The sequence below is a fragment of the Streptomyces poonensis genome, assembly GCF_014650915.1.
Classification (GTDB): domain Bacteria; phylum Actinomycetota; class Actinomycetes; order Streptomycetales; family Streptomycetaceae; genus Streptomyces; species Streptomyces poonensis.
Genome location: NZ_BMVW01000001.1, coordinates 473,666 through 492,466, shown reverse-complemented (window position 1 = coordinate 492,466; position 18,801 = coordinate 473,666). Strand labels below are relative to the sequence as shown.

18 protein-coding genes are annotated in these 18,801 nt (G+C 70.3%); 4 read left to right on the top strand and 14 right to left on the bottom strand.

The window, feature by feature from the left end:
* Window positions 1-3: 3 nt before the first annotated feature.
* The 6 genes from mctP to nagB all read right to left on the bottom strand — a co-directional run bounded on the left by mctP (window position 4) and on the right by nagB (window position 6,497).
* Window positions 4-1,626, bottom strand: coding sequence for a monocarboxylate uptake permease MctP (gene mctP / locus IE242_RS02150; protein ID WP_189854687.1), 1,623 nt, complete (start codon window positions 1,624-1,626; stop codon window positions 4-6).
* Entirely contained in the window at window positions 1,623-1,916 is a 294-nt protein-coding gene (locus tag IE242_RS02145) for a DUF3311 domain-containing protein (protein ID WP_189854685.1), read from the bottom strand. Before IE242_RS02145 ends, mctP begins: the two co-directional genes overlap by 4 nt.
* Before the next feature lie 160 nt (window positions 1,917-2,076).
* Entirely contained in the window at window positions 2,077-2,289 is a 213-nt protein-coding gene (locus IE242_RS02140; protein ID WP_189854683.1) for a YbdD/YjiX family protein, read from the bottom strand.
* Window positions 2,261-4,429, bottom strand: coding sequence for a carbon starvation CstA family protein (locus tag IE242_RS02135; protein WP_189856312.1), 2,169 nt, complete (start codon window positions 4,427-4,429; stop codon window positions 2,261-2,263). The genes IE242_RS02140 and IE242_RS02135 overlap by 29 nt, the downstream gene beginning before the upstream one ends.
* A 138-nt stretch (window positions 4,430-4,567) precedes the next feature.
* Window positions 4,568-5,332 carry a GntR family transcriptional regulator gene (locus IE242_RS02130; RefSeq protein ID WP_189854681.1) on the bottom strand — a complete coding sequence of 255 codons (765 nt, stop codon included), beginning with the start codon at window positions 5,330-5,332 and terminating at the stop codon, window positions 4,568-4,570.
* A 379-nt stretch (window positions 5,333-5,711) separates the two neighbouring features.
* On the bottom strand, window positions 5,712-6,497 hold the full coding sequence (gene nagB, locus IE242_RS02125) for a glucosamine-6-phosphate deaminase (RefSeq protein ID WP_189854679.1): 786 nt from the start codon (window positions 6,495-6,497) through the stop codon (window positions 5,712-5,714).
* A 594-nt stretch (window positions 6,498-7,091) separates the two neighbouring features.
* On the opposite strand from nagB, the gene IE242_RS02120 reads away from it, so the two are divergent.
* Window positions 7,092-8,558 (top strand): PAS domain-containing sensor histidine kinase, encoded by a 1,467-nt coding sequence (locus IE242_RS02120; protein WP_189856310.1) that lies wholly within the window; start codon window positions 7,092-7,094, stop codon window positions 8,556-8,558.
* Window positions 8,559-8,787: 229 nt separating this feature from the next.
* Here IE242_RS02120 and IE242_RS02115 read toward each other — a convergent pair whose 3' ends face one another.
* On the bottom strand, window positions 8,788-9,045 hold the full coding sequence (locus IE242_RS02115; protein ID WP_003992873.1) for a WhiB family transcriptional regulator: 258 nt from the start codon (window positions 9,043-9,045) through the stop codon (window positions 8,788-8,790).
* Window positions 9,046-9,365: 320 nt separating this feature from the next.
* A complete protein-coding gene (locus IE242_RS02110; RefSeq protein WP_189854677.1) occupies window positions 9,366-10,334 on the bottom strand; it encodes a diacylglycerol/lipid kinase family protein in 969 nt (322 codons plus the stop codon).
* A 237-nt stretch (window positions 10,335-10,571) separates the two neighbouring features.
* Here IE242_RS02110 and IE242_RS02105 point away from each other — a divergent pair, with 237 nt between their 5' ends.
* Window positions 10,572-11,024, top strand: coding sequence for a hypothetical protein (locus IE242_RS02105; RefSeq protein ID WP_189854675.1), 453 nt, complete (start codon window positions 10,572-10,574; stop codon window positions 11,022-11,024).
* A 90-nt stretch (window positions 11,025-11,114) separates the two neighbouring features.
* On the opposite strand, the gene IE242_RS02100 is transcribed toward IE242_RS02105, so the two are convergent.
* From IE242_RS02100 to IE242_RS02090, 3 genes are all read right to left on the bottom strand, one after another.
* Complete coding sequence (locus tag IE242_RS02100) at window positions 11,115-12,242, bottom strand: RNA polymerase sigma factor SigF (RefSeq protein WP_229858038.1); 1,128 nt, start codon at window positions 12,240-12,242, stop codon at window positions 11,115-11,117.
* Window positions 12,243-12,259: 17 nt separating this feature from the next.
* Window positions 12,260-12,673, bottom strand: coding sequence for an ATP-binding protein (locus IE242_RS02095; RefSeq protein ID WP_030574593.1), 414 nt, complete (start codon window positions 12,671-12,673; stop codon window positions 12,260-12,262).
* A 304-nt stretch (window positions 12,674-12,977) separates the two neighbouring features.
* Complete coding sequence (locus IE242_RS02090) at window positions 12,978-13,238, bottom strand: UBP-type zinc finger domain-containing protein (protein WP_189854673.1); 261 nt, start codon at window positions 13,236-13,238, stop codon at window positions 12,978-12,980.
* A 60-nt stretch (window positions 13,239-13,298) separates the two neighbouring features.
* Between IE242_RS02090 and IE242_RS02085 the strand changes: the two genes are divergently transcribed.
* The gene (locus IE242_RS02085; RefSeq protein WP_189854672.1) at window positions 13,299-14,894 is read left to right on the top strand and encodes a Na+/H+ antiporter; all 1,596 of its coding nucleotides are present in this window, start codon (window positions 13,299-13,301) and stop codon (window positions 14,892-14,894) included.
* A 48-nt stretch (window positions 14,895-14,942) separates the two neighbouring features.
* On the opposite strand, the gene IE242_RS02080 is transcribed toward IE242_RS02085, so the two are convergent.
* The 3 genes from IE242_RS02080 to IE242_RS02070 all read right to left on the bottom strand — a co-directional run bounded on the left by IE242_RS02080 (window position 14,943) and on the right by IE242_RS02070 (window position 17,061).
* Window positions 14,943-15,872, bottom strand: coding sequence for a 1-aminocyclopropane-1-carboxylate deaminase/D-cysteine desulfhydrase (locus tag IE242_RS02080; RefSeq protein ID WP_189854670.1), 930 nt, complete (start codon window positions 15,870-15,872; stop codon window positions 14,943-14,945).
* 130 nt (window positions 15,873-16,002) lie between these two features.
* Entirely contained in the window at window positions 16,003-16,593 is a 591-nt protein-coding gene (locus IE242_RS02075) for an N-acetylmuramoyl-L-alanine amidase (protein WP_189854668.1), read from the bottom strand.
* Window positions 16,594-16,827: 234 nt separating this feature from the next.
* The gene (locus IE242_RS02070) at window positions 16,828-17,061 is read right to left on the bottom strand and encodes a hypothetical protein (protein ID WP_189854666.1); all 234 of its coding nucleotides are present in this window, start codon (window positions 17,059-17,061) and stop codon (window positions 16,828-16,830) included.
* Between the two features lie 270 nt (window positions 17,062-17,331).
* Between IE242_RS02070 and IE242_RS02065 the strand changes: the two genes are divergently transcribed.
* Window positions 17,332-18,738 (top strand): family 2B encapsulin nanocompartment shell protein, encoded by a 1,407-nt coding sequence (locus tag IE242_RS02065; protein WP_189854664.1) that lies wholly within the window; start codon window positions 17,332-17,334, stop codon window positions 18,736-18,738.
* Window positions 18,739-18,801: the final 63 nt, after the last annotated feature.

Below are 18,801 nucleotides of genomic sequence, written 5' to 3'. Positions count from 1 at the left end.
ACGTCAGTGCCCGGTGCCCACCTTCGGCAGCTCCACCGACACCCCCGCGTCGCCCGCGTCCGCCGTGTAGTCCTCCGGCCTGGTCTCGTCGACGCCGTCGGGGGCCTTGAGCGCCCGCATGACGAAGGTGAGGACGACCGTGACGACGACGTTGAGCACGAAGGCCGTCAGACCGATGTAGCCGATGTGGCCGATGACCGGGATCTCCGCCGAGGAGCCGCCGAAGTGCGCCTGGGTCGGCGAGGAGACGTTGTACGCGGCGATCGTCCCGTACAGCATGCCGACCGCCCAGCCGCCGAGCAGCGCCCAGCGGTGGAACCAGCGGGTGAACAGGCCGCCCACCAGTGCCGGGAAGGTCTGCAGGATCCAGATGCCGCCGAGCAGCTGGAAGTTGATGGCGACCGTCTTGTCCATGGTCAGGACGAAGACCAGCGCACCCACCTTCACCAGCAGCGACACCAGCTTGGAGACCTTGGTCTCCTGCTCGGGCGTGGCGTCGCGCTTGATGAAGTCCTTGTAGATGTTGCGGGTGAAGAGGTTCGCGGCCGCGATCGACATGATGGCCGCCGGGACCAGCGCGCCGATGCCGATCGCCGCGAAGGCCACGCCCGCGAACCAGTCCGGGAACATGGTCTCGAAGAGCTGCGGGATGGCCAGCTGGCCGTTCTGCACCTTGATGCCGGCCGCGATCGCCATGAAGCCCAGCAGCGAGAGGAAGCCGAGCATCAGGGAGTACAGCGGCAGGATCGTGGCGTTGCGGCGGATCACCTCACGGCTGTTCGAGGACAGCGTCGCCGTGATCGAGTGCGGGTACATGAAGAGCGCGAGCGCCGAGCCGAGGGCCAGGGTGGCGTACGTCCACTGGCCGGCCTCGTTCGGGACCACCGCGCCGCGCGGTGCGCCCGTCGCCGGGTTGGTCTCGCCGAAAGCCTTGCCCGCCGCGTCGAAGATCGCGTCGAAGCCGCCCAGCTTGATCGGGATGTAGATGATCGCCACCGCGATGACGATGTAGATCAGCGTGTCCTTCACGAACGCGATCAGCGCGGGGGCGCGCAGCCCGGACGAGTACGTGTACGCCGCGAGCACACCGAAGGCGATCAGCAGCGGCAGGTCCTTGATGAACCAGTGCGTGTCCTCACCGCCGCCCACGCCCATCACGTCCAGGACCGCCTGGATGCCGACGAGCTGGAGCGCGATGTACGGCATCGTGGCCAGCAGCCCGGTCAGCGCCACCGCCAGCGACAGGCCCTTGGAGCCGAAGCGCCCGCGCACGAAGTCGGAGGTCGTCACATAGCCGTGCTTGTGCGACACCGACCACAGCCGTGGCAGGAAGGTGAAGATCAGCGGATAGATCAGGATGGTGTACGGCACCGCGAAGAAGCCGGACGCGCCCGCCGCGTAGATCGCAGCCGGCACCGCCACGAAGGTGTAAGCCGTGTAGAGGTCGCCGCCGAGCAGGAACCAGGTGACCCAGGTGCCGAACGACCGTCCGCCGAGGCCCCATTCGTCGAGGCTCTGCTCGTTCGCGGCCCTGCGCCAGCGGGAGGCGAGGAAGCCCATGACCGTGACGGCCACGAAGAAGAGGATGAAGACGGTGAGAGCCACACCGTTCACGCCGTCCTTCATGCCGACGCACCCCCGTCCCGTGCCTCGGTCCGGTTCTTGCGGGCGCGCTGGGCGCGCTGGTCACGCTGCCACAGCTTGTACGCGACGGCGGTGAGCACCGTGGAGATGAGCACCCAGGCCATCTGGTACCAGTAGAAGAACGGGATGCCGATGAACGTGGGATCCACCGAGGAGTACGAGCCGACCCACAGCATCGCCACGAAGGGCGCCACGAGACAGAGGGCGATGACCACACGGACCGGTGTCACCACCGGCTCCCGCACTTCAGGCGCCTTGGGCACTTCCGACATGACGCGGCTCCGCTCCCTCGTTGATCACCTCTGTAATGGGCAGGAAATTTAGGGGACGGTCCCAATTAATGGAACCCCTGTCCGTATAACGGATCGGCCATGAGCGCCGGGCCCGGGCCCGGCGCTCACGGGAGTCCGCGCCTCGTGATCGGCGAGCGGATCAGCAGCAGCGGAACCCCTGCCGCGGGTCCGCGTCCTGCCGGTCGGTCCGCATACGCTCGAACTCCCGGCGGGACGGCACGGGCGCGTCGGGGTCATGGGCGCGCAGATGCTCGACGTACCGGTCGTACGCCGACTCGCCGGTCAGCTCCCGTACGTACCAGCGCACCCCCTCGGCCGTCCTCCTAACCGCCCTGACCAGCGCCGACCGCATCGCGCTCCGCCTCCTCCCGCTCTTCCCCGGTCGGGAACAGCCCGGCCGGGGCGACGAGCTTCGACTTGACGTACCTGGCCTCGCTCAGCGTCGACAGCGCCGGCCGGCGGACATGGCGGACGCACACCCGGGCCGCGTCGGCGATCACGACGACGATCAGCAGCGCCAGGACGGCCGTCAGGACGCCGTCCACCGTGGAGTTGGTGACGACGGTGTGCATGTCGTCCATGGTCTTCGCGGGTGCGATCACCTCGCCCCGGTCGATGGCGTCCTGGTAGATCTCCCGCTGCTTGAAGAAGCCCACGCGCGGATCGTCGGAGAACACCTTCTGCCAGCTGGCGGTGAGCGTCACCGTCGCGTCCCAGGCGAGCGGAACGCCCGTGATCCAGGCCCACTTCAGCCGCCCGGACTTCACCAGCAGCGTGGTGCACACGGTCAGGGCGACCGCCGCCAGCAGCTGGTTGGAGATGCCGAAGACCGGGAAGAGCTGGTTGATCCCGCCGAGCGGCTCATGGACGCCCACCCACAGGAAGTAGCCCCACAGCCCGCAGACGATGCCGCTGGTGAGGACCAGCCCCGGCTTCCAGCTGACGTTCTTGAGCGGCCGGTAGACGTTGCCGAGGGTGTCCTGCAGCATGAAGCGCCCCACGCGCGTGCCGGCGTCGAGCGCGGTGAGGATGAACAGCGCCTCGAACATGATCGCGAAGTGGTACCAGAAGGCGCGCATCCCGTCCCCGGTGACCTGGGCGAAGATCTCCGATACCCCGACCGCCAGCGTGGGCGCGCCACCGGTGCGGGACAGCAGGGACGACTCCTCCACCTGCCGTGCCGCGGCCGCGAGGTCCTCGGGCGAGATCTGGTAGCCCCAACCGGTCACCACCTGCGAGGCGTTCTGCACGGTGTCGCCGATGACGCCGGCGGGCGCGTTCATCGCGAAGTACAGGCCCGGGTCGATCACCGAGGCCGCGACCAGCGCCATCACGGCCACGGACGACTCCATCAGCATCGAGCCGTAGCCGATCAGTCTGACCTGCGTCTCCTTCTGGATCATCTTCGGTGTCGTACCGCTGGAGATGAGCGCGTGGAAACCGGAGAGCGCGCCGCACGCGATGGTGATGAAGACGAAGGGGAACAGCGAGCCCGCGAACACCGGGCCGTCCCCGCGGGTCGCGAAGTCCGTGACCGCGGGCATCCGCAGCGTCGGCAGGGTGACGACCACACCGGCCGCGAGCAGCAGAATCGTGCCGATCTTCATAAAGGTGGAGAGGTAGTCGCGGGGCGCGAGCAGCATCCACACCGGCAGGATCGAGGCGACGAATCCGTACGCCACCAGCCAGATCACCAGCGTGGACGGGGCGAGGGTGAAGGCGTCGGCCCACGACGACTGAGCGACCCAGCGGCCCGAGACCAGCGCGAACAGCAGCAGGGCGACACCGATCAGCGAGACCTCGCTGACCCGCCCCGGCCGGAGCACCCGCAGATAGAAGCCCATGAAGAGGGCGATCGGAATGGTCATCGCGATGGAGAAGGTGCCCCATGGCGACTCCGCGAGCGCGTTGACGATGACGAGCGCCAGCACACCGAGCAGGATGATCATGATGGCGAAGGCGGCGAGCAGCGCGGCGGCGCCGCCCACCGGGCCGATCTCCTCGCGGGCCATCTGCCCGAGCGACCGGCCGTCCCGGCGCGTCGAGAAGAACAGCACCACCATGTCCTGCACGGCGCCCGCGAAGATGACGCCCGCGACGATCCAGATGGTGCCCGGCAGATACCCCATCTGCGCGGCGAGCACCGGCCCGACCAGCGGGCCCGCGCCCGCGATCGCCGCGAAGTGGTGCCCGAGCAGCACCCGGCGGTCGGTGGGGTGGAAGTCGATGCCGTTGTTCAGCCGCTCCGCCGGAGTGGCCCGCGTCCGGTCGGCCTTCAGCACCCGGTACTGGATGAACCTGGCGTAGAAGCGGTAACCGATGGCGTACGAGCCGAGAGCCGCCGCGACCATCCAGGCGGCGGAGACCTCCTCGCCGCGGGCGAGGGCGAGCACGCCCCAGCCGATTGCGCCGACGAGGGCCACGATGGTCCAGACAATGACGGTCCGCGCACGCGCGCGGCTCGTACGGGGACTGTTCTGAGCGTTCGCGATGCGCACCGGAGAGTCCTCCCGTCCATGCGATGACGGGAGGACCGTAGTGCGGGAAGAGGGGGCGCGCTACACCGCGAGCACGAGTGGATGTGCGCCAGGCGTACGGTCGTACGGTTCGCCGTGCCGCCCTCGGCGGGCCTACTCGACGGGCCGCTTCAACCGCGCCACGAACTTGTACCGGTCCCCCCGGTAGACCGACCGCACCCACTCCACCGGCTTGCCCTCCTTGTCCAGGGAGTGGCGGGAGAGCATCAGCATGGGCAGGCCCACGTCCGTACCGAGCAGGCCGGCCTCGCGCGGGGTGGCCAGCGAGGTCTCGATGGTCTCCTCGGCCTCGGCGAGGTGGACGTCGTACACCTCGGCCAGCGCGGTGTAGAGGGACGTGTACTTCACCAGCGACCTGCGCAGCGCGGGGAAGCGCTTGGCGGACAGATGGGTCGTCTCTATCGCCATCGGCTCGCCGTTCGCCATGCGCAGCCGCTCGATGCGCAGCACCCGGCCGCCGGAGGCTATGTCGAGCAGCCCGGCGAGACTGTCGTCGGCGGTCACGTAACCGATGTCCAGCAGCTGCGAGGTGGGTTCGAGTCCCTGGGCGCGCATGTCCTCGGTGTACGAGGTGAGCTGGAGCGCCTGGGAGACCTTGGGTTTGGCCACGAACGTGCCCTTGCCCTGGATACGCTCCAGCCGGCCCTCGACGACCAGCTCCTGCAGGGCCTGGCGCACGGTGGTGCGCGAGGTGTCGAACTCGGCGGCGAGCGTGCGCTCCGGCGGCACCGGCGTGCCCGGCGGGAGCGTCTCCGTCATGTCGAGCAGGTGCTTCTTCAGGCGGTAGTACTTCGGCACGCGCGCGGTGCGGACGGGCGCCCCGCTCTCGTTCTCCGCACTGCTGACGTCGGTGCTCATGCTCCGCCTTCCCGGCTCCGGATGCCGACACGACGGACGGACCGCCGGTCTCGGCTCACATCGTGGCACGGCTTCGTGTGCGGGTATCCCCTCGCATCCGCCGTGATCCCCTCTGTATACCTTCGCGCCCCTCGTTGGTCTAGTCCATCACCTCGGACCGGCCCGCCCGAACATCGGGCTCCGGACCTCCTGCTTCTCCCGCGGGCTCCCGCGTCCCCGGTCCGGGCCAAGCGCCTCGCGCTGGTCCGCATCATCGGTCCGCGGACCGATTCCGGCGGCCAAGGTGTCGGTGCTCCGCCGAGGGGCCCGCCGCCTTGCCGTACGCCGCGTGCCGTAGGCCGTAGGTCTATACCGTGCGCCGTGCGTCCGGCGAACCGGATCAGATCCCCTGCCACTCCGGCTTGTTGGCGTACGTGTGCCGGAAGTAGTCCGCCAGCTTCAGCTTGGACGCGGCGGCCTCGTCCACGACGACCGTGGCGTGCGGGTGCAGCTGCAGCGCCGAGGCCGGGCACACCGCGGCGACGGGGCCCTCCACGGTCGCCGCCACCGCGTCGGCCTTGCCCTCGCCCGTCGCGAGCAGCACCAGGTGCCGCGCCTCCAGGATCGTGCCGATCCCCTGGGTGATCACGTGGTGCGGCACCTGCTCGATGTCGCCGTCGAAGAACCGCGCGTTGTCGACGCGGGTCTGCTCGGTGAGGGTCTTGATCCGTGTACGGGAGGCGAGCGAGGAGCACGGCTCGTTGAACCCGATGTGCCCGTCCGTCCCGATCCCCAGCAGCTGGAGGTCGACGCCCCCGGCGTCGGCCAGGGCCTTGTCGTACGCCTCGCACGCGGCCTGTACGTCCTCGGCGGTGCCGTCCGGTCCCAGGAACGCGTCCATGCCGATGCCGAGCGGTTCGAGCACCTGGCGGCGGAGCACGGAGCGGTACGACTCCGGGTGCTCGGACGGCAGTCCGACGTACTCGTCGAGCTGGGCGATCCGCGCGCGCGAGGTGTCCACCGCGCCCGCGTCCACCCTGGCCGCCAGCGCTTCGTAGACGGGCAGCGGGGTCGAGCCGGTGGCCACGCCGAGCAGGGCGTCCGGTGTGCGCCGGAGCAGCTGCGCCATGGCCTCGGCGACGAGCTCGCCGCCCGCCCTGGCGTCCGGGACGATGACAACTTCCACGCTGGGCCTGCCGATCTGGAGAGGAACTCGGGAAGGGACTCGACGGATACCCGGGGAACCCGGAAGGAGCTAGGTGGTTTAGACCAATCTAACAGAAACGCTTCCTCAGGGCGCCCCCCGACTGCGCCCCACCGCCACATTCGAGCCCGCGAGTGCGCGATTCCGACTCCGCGCCGGGGCCGCGGCGGGCTACTCTGCGTTCAGGTCATCGGCAGATGTTGGACAATGGGACAACAACAAACATCCGCCGACGCATGGACACTCGCTGTGGTCTAGTCCACAATGCGTAGGTAAAGCATGTGAAGCACACGGCATGCGAACCACGGACCTCCGTCCTCCCCGCACAGGAGGGCGGACCGAGGAGACGGCGCTCTCTGCCCTGACTGCTCCGGCTCCTCGCCCTTCGGCCGACCGGGACCGCACACCCCGCGGCCGTTGTTGCTCCGGGCTGCGGTGCCGGGAGGGTTGAGGGTCCCTCCCAGGCGCCGCGGCCCGCGGGTGTTCCCGGGCCCGGAGGCGCCGGCGCCCCTCCCTCCACAGCCGCACTTCCCGGCCATGTCCGAACCGCCAGGTACGCTCGCACACGTGCCGTCCATGAACGAACTCGTCCGCCAGCACACCGCGCTCAGCGACTCCGACCTGGAGTGGCTGCACCTGCTGGTGTCGGAGTGGCAGCTGCTCGCCGACCTCTCCTTCGCCGACCTGGTTCTCTGGGTCCCCACCCGGGACGGCACCCGCTATGTCTCGGTGGCGCAGATGCGCCCCAACACCGGCCCGACCTCCTACCAGGACGACATGGTCGGCCACCTCGTCCCGCGCGGCCGCCGGCCGATGCTGGACGCCGCCCTCGACGAGGGCCGCATCGTGCGCGAGGGCGACCCCGAGTGGCGCGAGGAGGTCCCGGTCCGGGTCGAGTCCATCCCCGTACGACGGGAGGGGCGTGTCCTCGGTGTCATCGCGCGCAACACCAATCTGCTGACCGTCCGCACCCCGAGCCGGCTGGAGCTGACGTACCTCCAGAGCGCCTCCGACCTGGCCCAGATGATCGCCGCCGGGTCGTTCCCGTTCCCGGACCAGCAGATGGACATGGACGCGGCGCCGCGCGTCGGTGACGGGCTGATCCGCCTCGACGCCGACGGCATCGTCCAGTACGCCTCCCCGAACGCACTGTCGGCCTACCACCGCCTCGGCCTGGCCGCCGACCTCGTGGGCCACCACCTCGGCACCACCACCGCCGAGATCGCCCCGTCCCGCGGCCCGGTCGACGAGGCACTGGCCAAGGTGGCGAGCGGCTGGGCGCCGCGCGAGTTCGAGATCGAGGCCCACGACGGTGTGATCCAGTTCCGCGCGATCCCGCTCAAGCCCAAGGGCACGCGCATCGGTTCCCTCGTCCTCCTCCGCGACGTCACCGAACTCCGCCGCCGCGAACGCGAGTTGATCACCAAGGACGCGACGATCCGGGAGATCCACCACCGCGTCAAGAACAACCTGCAGACGGTCGCGGCCCTGCTCCGCCTCCAGGCCCGGCGCATCGAGTCGGAGCGCGGCCGCGAGGCCCTGGAGGAGGCCGTACGGCGGGTCGGCTCCATCGCGATCGTGCACGAGACGCTGTCCCAGAACCTGGACGAGCGCGTGGAGTTCGACGAGATCGCCGACCGCGTCCTCGCCATGGTCGCCGAGATCTCACCGGGCAAGGTCACCGGCCGGCGCTCCGGCCGCTTCGGCATCCTGGACGCCGAGGTCGCCACCCCGCTCTCCATGGTTCTCACCGAGGTCCTGCAGAACGCCCTGGAGCACGGCTTCCGCCAGGGCGACACGGGCACCGTCGAGGTCGCGGCCGTGCGCGGCGGTACGTCGAAGGAGGCCCGCCTCCTCGTCACCGTCCAGGACGACGGGGTCGGCCTCCCGGAGGGCTTCGACCCGCACCGCTCGGGCAACCTCGGTCTGCAGATCGTCCGGACGCTGGTGGAGGGCGAACTGGGCGGCACGTTCGACATGGTGCCCGCGCCCGAGCGGGGCACGCAGGTGATCTTCGACATCCCGGTCCGCGCGCACAAGTAGCGCCGTACCGGGGTGTGCGCACTCGCACACGCCCACAGCGATCCGCATCTGCACATCCGTGCACATCCGTACAGCAAAAAGCCCCGGACCGTTGCGGGTCCGGGGCTCAGCTGCTCGCTGCCAGCTTGTGTTGCTGCGCATCGGGGGCACTGCGCGCTGCGGCTCGGGGGCGGGAGATGCGTACTCGCTGTACGCGCCGCCAAGCTCAGGCTGTCGCTGGGTGGGATTGTCAGGCGGAGGCCTGACGGGCCCGGTTGCGAGCGGCGCGGCGCTTCATCGCGCGGCGCTCGTCCTCGCTGAGACCACCCCAGACGCCGGAGTCCTGACCGGACTCGAGCGCCCACTGCAGACACTGCTCGATCACCGGGCAGCGACGGCAGACAGCCTTGGCTTCCTCGATCTGCAGCAGCGCAGGACCGGTGTTGCCGATGGGGAAGAAGAGCTCGGGGTCTTCCTCGCGGCAAACGGCGTTGTGACGCCAGTCCATGGCTGCTACCTCTCCGTGGGTATTACGTGCAAGTTGCTTGTGAATGTGAACGCTTTCACGAATCCCTCAACAAGTGAAGGGCCGATCACCAGATCGTCTGGTGTGGTCCTTGGATTTGAGGAGGGGTTCCGGTGCTCTGTCGAGGCCGATGATGCGGGCCGTCCCGAGCGCCACGTAGAGACTCGCAAACCTCAGCGGCGGATACAACCCCTTCCGGAAAGTTTTTTTTGATTCCTTGGTGTCGACTAGGTCACAGCCGTACTTCCAAGGGGTGGATCCTGGCCTAAACGTTCGAGTGGAAGGACTTTTGCCCGTTCCGCTCACACAATCACACGCAGTGCACGGCGTACGCCTGTGAACGTCACGCTCGTACGCAGCCCCAGGTGGTCTCCGTCCATCTGGAGGGGGAGCGGCACCTTCGAATGCAAGGTGAAGTCGGTCAGATCGTGCAGGGAGACGGCGTGCTTCCCATGGGGTCCGCGCTCGGGGGACGAAGTGAGCAACTGGGTGGCATACCGGGCAACCGCGGCCGTCGACATCCGGCTGAGACCGAGCACATCGAGCCCCTTGTCGAACGAGGCCTTAGGCGACGCGTACACCGGGCGATTGATCAGATACGTCCACGGAGAGGTGTTGCAGACTATGGACAGCACCAAATCGGTCACCGGGTCGATGCCCGGGCGCTCCAGGGTGATGGTCCCGTGCCGGCGGTGCGGCTCCCCGAGGAACTGGCGGACCGCCTGGCGCAGATACAGGGCGTGTGTGGAGCGTCTGCCCCGCTCGCGCTGCTGCTCGACACGGCCGACCACGCCCGCGTCGAAACCGAGGCCCGCGTTGAAGGTGAACCAGCGGGCCGGGACGGCCTCGTCCTCGGTGCCCGGGGTGCCGGCGGCCAGGCCCAGGCCGACCGTGCGCTCGCGGCCCTCGCGCAGGGCGTCCAGCAGGGCGCCCGTAGCCTCGACGGCGTCGTTGGGCAGGCCCAGGGCGCGGGCGAAGACATTGGTGGAGCCGCCGGGGACCACCGCGAGGCCGGGGAGGTTCGCCGGGTCGGGACCCTGGTGCAGGAGGCCGTTCACGACCTCGTTGACGGTGCCGTCGCCGCCGAGGGCGACGACCAGCTCGATGTCCTTGCTCTCCGCCGCCTGGCGGCCGAGGTCCCGGGCGTGCCCGCGGTACTCGGTGGTGACCGCCTCCAGCTTCATCTCGCTCGCGAGCGCGTGGATCAGGACATCGCGCGTACGTGCGCTTGTGGTGGTTGCTGCCGGATTGACCACGAGAAGTGCACGCATGCGTTGCAGGTTACCTACTGGGCGGTATTCCGGCCCAGACCACAGCAGGGATCACGAGGGCGTTCGGGCGTGATGCCGGACACGTGGGGCGCACGGGGGCTGTCGCCTGCCGGGTGGGACGGGCGCGCGCAGGCCGGGCGGACGGCGTGTGCGCGGCGGGCGGCGTGCACGGGCGCCCGCGCGTGCACGGCTGCGGGGGCCCGGCCGCCGGGGATGGGCGGGGGCTACCCTTCAGGGGTGAGCTCTGAGCAGAACCCCACCACACCGGATGACACCGCCGTCGAGCCGCGTCCCGGGCGGCTGACCGCCGCGGCGGCGCTGGCCGCGCTGGAGGGGGCGGCCCTCGCCGTCGGCGGTGTCGCCATGCTGGTGGTGGGGATGACGGGAGACGCGGACGACCGCCGCTCGGCCGTCACCGGAGGCGTCACGCTGATCGTGCTCGCGCTGCTGCCGCTGCTCGCCGCGCGCGGGCTGTTCCTGCGCCGCGGCTGGAGCCGGGGCCCCGCGGTCATCACCCAGATACTGGCGCTGCCGGTCGCGTACAACCTGCTCCAGGCCGACAGCATCGCCATCCCGGGCGGGATCGCCCTGGCGGTCGTCGCGGTCACCGCGCTCGTACTGCTGGTGAACCCCGTGACGACCCGGGCCCTCGGGATCAGGGCACCGGGCGAGGCGGGGGAACCGAAGTAGCGGCCGTACGACCGGTCTGCGGGCCCGTACGGTCCGTGCGCCCGTACGACCGGTCGGCCCTCGCGGCGCCGTGTGCGCCGCGATCCGGGGTCACTCCTCGACCAGCAGCTTCTCCCGGAGCTGGGCCAGGGTGCGGGCCAGCAGGCGGGAGACGTGCATCTGGGAGATGCCGACCTCCTGGGCGATCTGTGACTGGGTCATGTTGCCGAAGAAGCGCAGCAGCAGAATGCGTTTCTCGCGAGGCGGCAGGTCCTCCAGGAGCGGCTTGAGCGACTCGCGGTACTCGACGCCCTCCAGCGCCTCGTCCTCCGCGCCCAGGGTGTCCGCGACCGCGGGCGACTCGTCGTCCGTGTCGGGGACGTCCAGGGAGAGGGTCGAGTAGGCGTTCGCCGACTCCAGGCCCTCCAGGACCTCCTCCTCCGAGATCGACAGCTTCTCGGCGAGCTCGTGGACCGTGGGGGAGCGGCCGTGCTGCTGGGAGAGCTCCGCGGTGGCCGTCGTCAGGGCCAGGCGGAGCTCCTGCAGCCGGCGCGGGACCCGGACGGCCCAGCCCTTGTCCCGGAAGTGGCGCTTGATCTCGCCGACCACCGTGGGCGTGGCGTACGTGGAGAACTCCACCCCGCGGGTCGGGTCGAAACGGTCCACCGACTTGATCAGACCGATGGTGGCGACCTGCGTGAGGTCGTCCAGCGGCTCGCCGCGATTGCGGAAGCGGCGCGCGAGATGCTCGACGAGCGGCAGATGCATCCGGACCAGCTGGTTGCGCAGCTCCGCGTACTCGGCGCTGCCCTGGCTCAGCTCGCGCAGCTCGACGAACATCGCCCGCGCCCCGCTGCGGTCCTGCGGATCGTGCTGCGTGCCCTGCACGCGCTGCTCAGCGTTTCGCTCGTGCTCGCTCATAGTCCCGCCCGCCGTCACCAGACGCCGCCCTTCCGAGGACGTGGTGTTCCGTACCGCACCCTCCGGATTCCGTCGTCCGTCGGAGAGCGTCGTGCGCTCCTCGCCGTCGACCGGCCCCGCCCACCGGGACGTCCCGGCCACCGCCGGGGATCCGTCCTCCGGGTGCGGCCGGGCCTGCTCGGGGATGCCGTCGACGCCGTCCGCCCAGCGCCGTGTTCCGCCCGGACCGTCCGGCCCCGGCGTCCCGGCCCCGACCGAGCAGGGCCGACCCCCGTCCTCGGCGGGGAGTTCCCGTGTGCCGCGCTCTTCGTCCCGCACCGGCCCGTCCCCGTTCCTCACGCCGGGCCGGGGCCCGCGCCGCGCTGTTTGTAGAGGCTGATCGAAACGGTTTTGTCGTCGTCGACGGCGGACGACACCTTGCCCGCCAGGGCCGACAGCACGGTCCAGGCGAAGGTGTCCCGCGAGGGGGCATGGCCGTCCGTGGTCGGGGCCGATACCGTGACTTCCAGTGAGTCGTCGACGAGCCGGAAGACACAGCTGAGCACCGAGCCGGGCACGGCCTGCTGCAGCAGGATCGCGCAGGCCTCGTCCACCGCGATGCGGAGGTCCTCGATCTCGTCGAGGGTGAAGTCCAAACGGGCCGCGAGACCGGCCGTGGCCGTACGCAGTACCGACAGGTAGGCACCCGCGGCCGGCAGCCGGACTTCCACGAAGTCCTGGGTCGTGGGCTCGCCTGCGATCTGGGACACCCTCACCTCCAAGGTGGTGCAAGCTGTTTCGGGGTCCGAGGGGTCGCCCCCCGGGGTAACGCGCTACGTGGTTCAGCGGTGACGCTACCGCGCGCAGAAGTTACCTGTCCCGGGGGCCCCGCCCCGTACTGTCACTCATAGTAATACTATGAATACGCTCGGTGGCTAGGGGTCTGCGGGCTTCAAATAGGAAGAGCGCTCGCCGGGTTGACGTACCCATGCGACGGACCGTCGAACCGTGCCACACGAGCACGCTCTCGTGTCAGCGATTTTCGAACGGGCCGTGCCGCCTGTCCGCCGCCGCTCAGACGAGAACGTTGTCGACGAAGCACCAGCGCCAGGTCTCGCCCGGCTCAAGGGTCCGCATGACGGGATGGCCGCTCTCCTCATGATGCCCGGTCGCGTGCCGGCCCGGCGAGGAGTCGCAGCAGCCGACGTGCCCGCACTCCAGGCACAGCCGCAGCTGCACCGGGTGTGTGCCGGCCGCCAGACACTCCTCGCACGTCTCGGTCAGAGGTGCGGGTTCGGGCTGCGGCAGCGCTTCGGTGTGCGTGCACTGTTTCATGATTGCCACATTACGACGGGTGCGCGGCACGCCGCGCGGAGACGGGAGTGGACCGGACCCATGGACGTGTTGCCCTTGTTGTTGCTGGTCGCGGGCAGCGCAGCGGTCGCCGGAGCGGCCCGCCGCGCGCCGGTCCCGGCCCCGCTGCTGCTCGTCGCGGTGGGCCTGGCCGTCTCGTTCGTGCCCGGAGTGCCCGAGTACGGGCTCGACCCCGAAATCTTCCTGCCGCTGATCCTCCCCCCGCTGCTCTACACGGCGGCCACCGAGAGCTCCTACCTCGACCTGCGGGCCCAGCTGAGGCCCGTGGCGCTGCTGTCGGTGGGCTACGTCCTGTTCGCGACCTTCGCCGTCGGCTGGGCCGCCCATCTGCTCGTGCCCGGTCTGCCGCTGCCGGCGGCACTGGTGCTCGGGGCGGTGGTGGCACCGCCGGACGCGGTCGCGGCGACCGCCATCGCCCGCCGGGTGGGACTGCCGTCCCGGCTCACCACGATCCTGCAGGGCGAGTCCCTGGTGAACGACGCCACCGCGATCACCGCCTACCGGGTGGCCCTGGCGGCCGCGATCGGCGAGGGGGCGACCTGGTCGGGCGCGCTGGGCGAATTCGCGCTGGCGGCGGTCGGCGGCATCGTGGTCGGGCTGCTGCTGATGGCGCCGATCCACTGGCTGCGCACCCATCTGAAGGAAGCGCTTCTGCAAAACACCCTCTCCCTGCTGATCCCGTTCGTGGCGTACGGGCTCGCCGAGTGGGTGCATGCCTCCGGTGTGCTCGCCGTGGTGGTCGTGGGCCTCTACCTGGGACACCGCAACTGGCAGGTCGACTTCGCCACCCGGCTCCAGGAGGCGGCGGTATGGCGGATGATCGCCTTCCTGCTGGAGTCATCGGTGTTCGCACTCATCGGACTGCAACTGAAGGTCGTGCTGGAGGGGCTGGGGGAGGAGTACGAGGGGACGCGGGTCACCTGGTACGCGCTGGCGGTCTTCCTCGTGGTGGTCGCATCCCGGTTCGTCTGGGTCTACCCGGCGACCTTCCTGCCGCGGCTGCTGTCGAAGCGCATCAGGGAGCGGGAGAAGAACCCCGGCTGGCAGGGACCGTTCGTCGTCGCCTGGGCGGGGATGCGGGGCGTGGTGTCCCTCGCCATCGCGTTCTCGATCCCGCTGACGGTGGACGGCGAGCCCTTCCCGGAGCGCAACCTCCTGCTCTTCCTGACCTTCACGACGGTGATCGGGACGCTGGTGGTGCAGGGGGTGACCCTGCCGCCGCTGATCCGGCTGCTCGGGCTGCCCGGACGGGACGCACAGGCCGACACCCTCGCCGAGGCCAACGCCCAGGCCCAGGCCTCCAGGGCCGCCGAGCAGCGCCTGGCGGAACTGCTCGCCGACGAGCGCAACGCGCTACCGCCGCCGCTGGCCGACCGGCTGCGCACGGTGCTGGAGCGGCGCCGCAACGCGGTGTGGGAGCGGCTCGGCGCGGTGAACCCCGTGACGGGGGAGAGCGTCGACGACATGTACCGCAGGCTCTCGCGGGAGCTGATCGGCATCGAACGGGAGGTGTTCGTGAAGCTGCGGGACGCGCGGCACATCGACGACGAGATGCTGCGGACCCTGCTGCGCAGGCTGGACCTGGAGGAGGCGGCGGCCTACCGGCAGGAGGCGTAGCGGCAGGACGCGCGAGGGGCGCGGTGGCGCCGGGACGGTGCCGCCGCGTCAGCCGCCGAACGGTGCTCCGGTGATCACCGCGGCGAGCGTCGTGCCGTGGGGGAAGGCCCCCTCCTCGGCGAGCGCGACGAGCGCGTAGAGCATTTTCGCGACGTAGAGCCGCTCGACCGGGAGGCCGTGGCGCTGCTCGAAGTCCTCGGCGAAGGCGTCGAGGGTGGGCGTGGTCCGCGCGTAACCGCCGAAGTGGAAACGGTCGTCGAGGGACCAGTCGCCGAGGGGGCCGCCGAACGCCCGCTGCTGCAGGGCGCGTATCTCGCCGTCCAGGAAGCCGCCCTTGAGCACGGGTATGCCCAGGGTGCGCCGGCCGGGTCCGAGACCCGCGGCCAGGCCCGCGAGGGTGCCGCCGGTGCCGCAGGCGAGGGCGACGACGTCCGCGTGGCCGCGCAGCTCCTCACCGAGCCGCCGGCATCCGCGTACGGCCGGGGAGTTGCTGCCGCCCTCGGGGACCACGTAGGCGTCCTCGGCGCCCACGGCGCGGAGGATGCCGGACAGCGTTTCGGGCTCGGCCTTGCGGCGGTACACGGACCGCTCCACGAAGTGCAGCCGCATGCCGTCGGCCGCGCACCGGGCCAGCGAGGGGTTGAGGGGGCGGCCGGCGAGCTCCTGGCCGCGCACCACGCCCACCGTGGGCAGCCCCAGGAGGCGGCCCGCGGCGGCGGTGGCGCGCAGATGGTTGGAGTAGGCGCCGCCGAAGGTGACGACGGTACGGCCCGCCGCGGCCTCCAGGTTCGGCGCCAGCTTGCGCCACTTGTTGCCTATCAGCTCCGGGTGGACGAGGTCGTCCCGCTTCAGCACCAGCCGCACCCCGTGCCGCTCGAACCGTCCGTCCGTGACGTCCTGCAGGGGCGACGGCAGCCGCGGCCGCAAGGCGGCGAGGGCGGGGTGGTGGGGGTGGTCGGGGGAGCCGGGGCCGTTCACCCGGTCATTGTCCGGCACAGGGGTCCGGAGTGCGATCGGGCTGCCGCGAGGTTCCGCGGCAGCCCGATCGCCGGGGCCGGCGCCCCGCGTCACGCGTGTACTCCCGCGTACTTCCGTGCCGCTGCTGCCGCTACTTCAGCCGGGCGTGGATGCGCTCCCTCATCGACGCCATCCTGAAGCCCCGCGGGTCCACCTTGCCCGGCTGCCATTCCAGGTGGCCGATCACCGATCGGGCCGTCCAGCCGTGATGGCGGCAGATCGCGGCGGAGACGCGCTCGACGGCGTCCAGCTGAGCCTCGGGCCACGGGTCCTCGCCGTCGCCGAGGTTCTCGCATTCAAAGCCGTAGAAGTGACGGTTGCCGTCCGTGTTCGCCTCGTTGTCCAGGGGGAGGGCCTTCTCGGCGATCACGGCCCTCAGGACGTCGTCGTCACCCAGCCCCGCGTGGTTGGCACGGCCGTATCCGATGAGGTGGACGCGGCCGTCCTTGGTGATGACTCCGTGGCACAGCGGGCCGGGCAGGCCCGCGTAGCCGTCCCGGCAGATACGGACCGTCCGTTCACTGCCCGATGTCACCGTGTGGTGGACCATCACACCGTGCACCGGGCCCCAGGCACCCTTGTGGTTGCGGTTGTGCTTCCTCCAGTCACCTACTTCGACGACGGTGACGCCCTCGGCTCTGAGGACGCCGATGAATCTGCCCGCGGACATGGGTGGGGCCATGACCGCCTCCTTCACGCCGCGACGGCCGCCGGTCGCGGCCGCCTCGTACCGCGCTTGTACCGCAAGCCGGAGGCGGGGATTCCTCCTTCAAACGATGTGCGGCTGATCGGTCAGCCCGATGAACAGGCCGAACGGGGCGGCCGGGCGGCTTCGGGCGCAGGGTGAAAGAGCGTGCGCGTGTTGACGGGCGGGCACGGAGCGCCCGGGGTGACAGGGAGCAGGCGGAGCGCGGTGTCAGGGACGCAGGAAGTCGTCCCCGTGCGTGGCGATGTGGGTCTCCAGCGCCTGGAGGGCCTGCTGGGTGGCGGCCGGGGAGCCGCTGCCGCGGCGCTCCGCGTAGTAGGCGGCGCCGAGTCTCTTCAGCAGATCGTTTCCGGCGCGCTGGGCCTGCACCTCGTCGAGTTTCTGCCTGCCCTGTGTGAGGCCGCGCTGGGCCTGCTCCTTGGCGCGGTCCAGAAATCCCGCCATGTCCGTCTCCGATTCGGTCGGATCGCCCGAAGGGCCCGTCACCGCATCAAACGGACGGCCGGATCATGAAGTTCCCGCCCTGCCGTGTCATCGGTTCCCGTCGCCACGCGGCCCCCGGCCGTTCGTGCGGCCCCATTGTTCCCATGAGGCAAAAGGTCCATTCCCGCTCTTTCGTGTAATAGCACGGGCGCAATCCGTGCTGGAAGGCTGATCGGCGCGATCGGCGCATGACCGCGCCAGATCACTGCACGACCGGGAGGGCGTTCCGTTATGTCGGTAGGCGATGAGGTCCGCACGGAGCAGGAGAAACCGCAGCAGAGTCTCGGCACCGCTGCCGCACGGAACCTGGCCACGACCACCAAGTCCGTGCCCCAGATGCAGGAGATCAGCTCGCGCTGGCTCCTCCGCATGCTGCCCTGGGTCGACGTGCAGGGCGGCACGTACCGGGTGAACAGGCGGCTCAGCTACGCGGTCGGCGACGGCCGCATCACCTTCGTGAAGACCGGTGACCAGGTCACCGTGATCCCCGCCGAGCTCGGCGAACTGCCGCCCCTGCGGGGGTACGAGGACGAGGAGGTGCTGAGCGAGCTCGCCCGGCGCTGCGAACAGCGGGAGTTCCAGCCCGGGGCCGTGCTCGCCGAGTTCGGCAGCCCGGCGGAGGAGGTGTTCCTGCTCGCCCACGGCAAGGTGGAGAAGGTCGGCACCGGCCCCTACGGGGACGACGCGGTCCTCGGGGTCCTCGCCGACGGAGCACACTTCGGGGACCACGCGCTCCTGGAGCCGGACGCCGTCTGGGAGCACACCGCCCGCGCGGTCACCGCGTGCACCGTGCTGGTCCTGCCCCGCCGGGCCGTCGACCAGGTCGCGGAGCGCTCCGCCTCGCTGCGCGACCATCTGGAACGCCAGCAGTCGATCCCCGGGCAGCGCACCAACAACTACGGCGAGAAGGAGATCGACCTCGCCGCCGGCCACACCGGTGAGCCGGACATCCCGCACACGTTCGTCGACTACGAGGGCGCGCCGCGCGAGTACGAGCTGAGCGTCGCCCAGACGGTGCTGCGGGTCCACACGCGCGTGGCCGACCTCTACAACAAGCCCATGAACCAGACCGAGCAGCAGCTCCGGCTGACCGTGGAGGCGCTGAAGGAGCGCCAGGAGCACGAGCTGATCAACAACCGTGAGTTCGGGCTGCTCAGCAACTGCGAGTACGACCAGCGGCTGCAGCCGCACGACGGTGTGCCGGGCCCGGACGACATGGACGAACTGCTCAGCCGCAGGCGTGCGTCCAAGCTGTTCCTCGCCCATCCGCGCGCGATCGCCGCGTTCGGCCGCGAGTGCAACAAGCGCGGCCTGGTGCCGGAGAGCATCGACGTCGGAGGCAACCGCATCCCCGCGTGGCGCGGGGTGCCGATCTTCCCGTGCAACAAGATTCCGGTCACCGATGCCAGGACGACGTCCATCATCTGCATGCGGACGGGCGAGGAGGACCAGGGCGTCGTCGGACTGAGGCAGTCGGGCGTCCCGGACGAGATCGAGCCGAGCCTGTCCGTGCGGTTCATGGGCATCAACGAACAGGCGATCATCAAGTACCTCGTGACGGCGTACTACTCGGCGGCCGTCCTGGTGCCCGACGCACTCGGTGTCCTGGAGAACGTCGAGATCGGCCGCTGGGGGTGACCGCCCTCGGGCCCGACGCCGTGTTCCCGCCCGGCAGGGCGGGTACACCCTGGGGGTACGCGC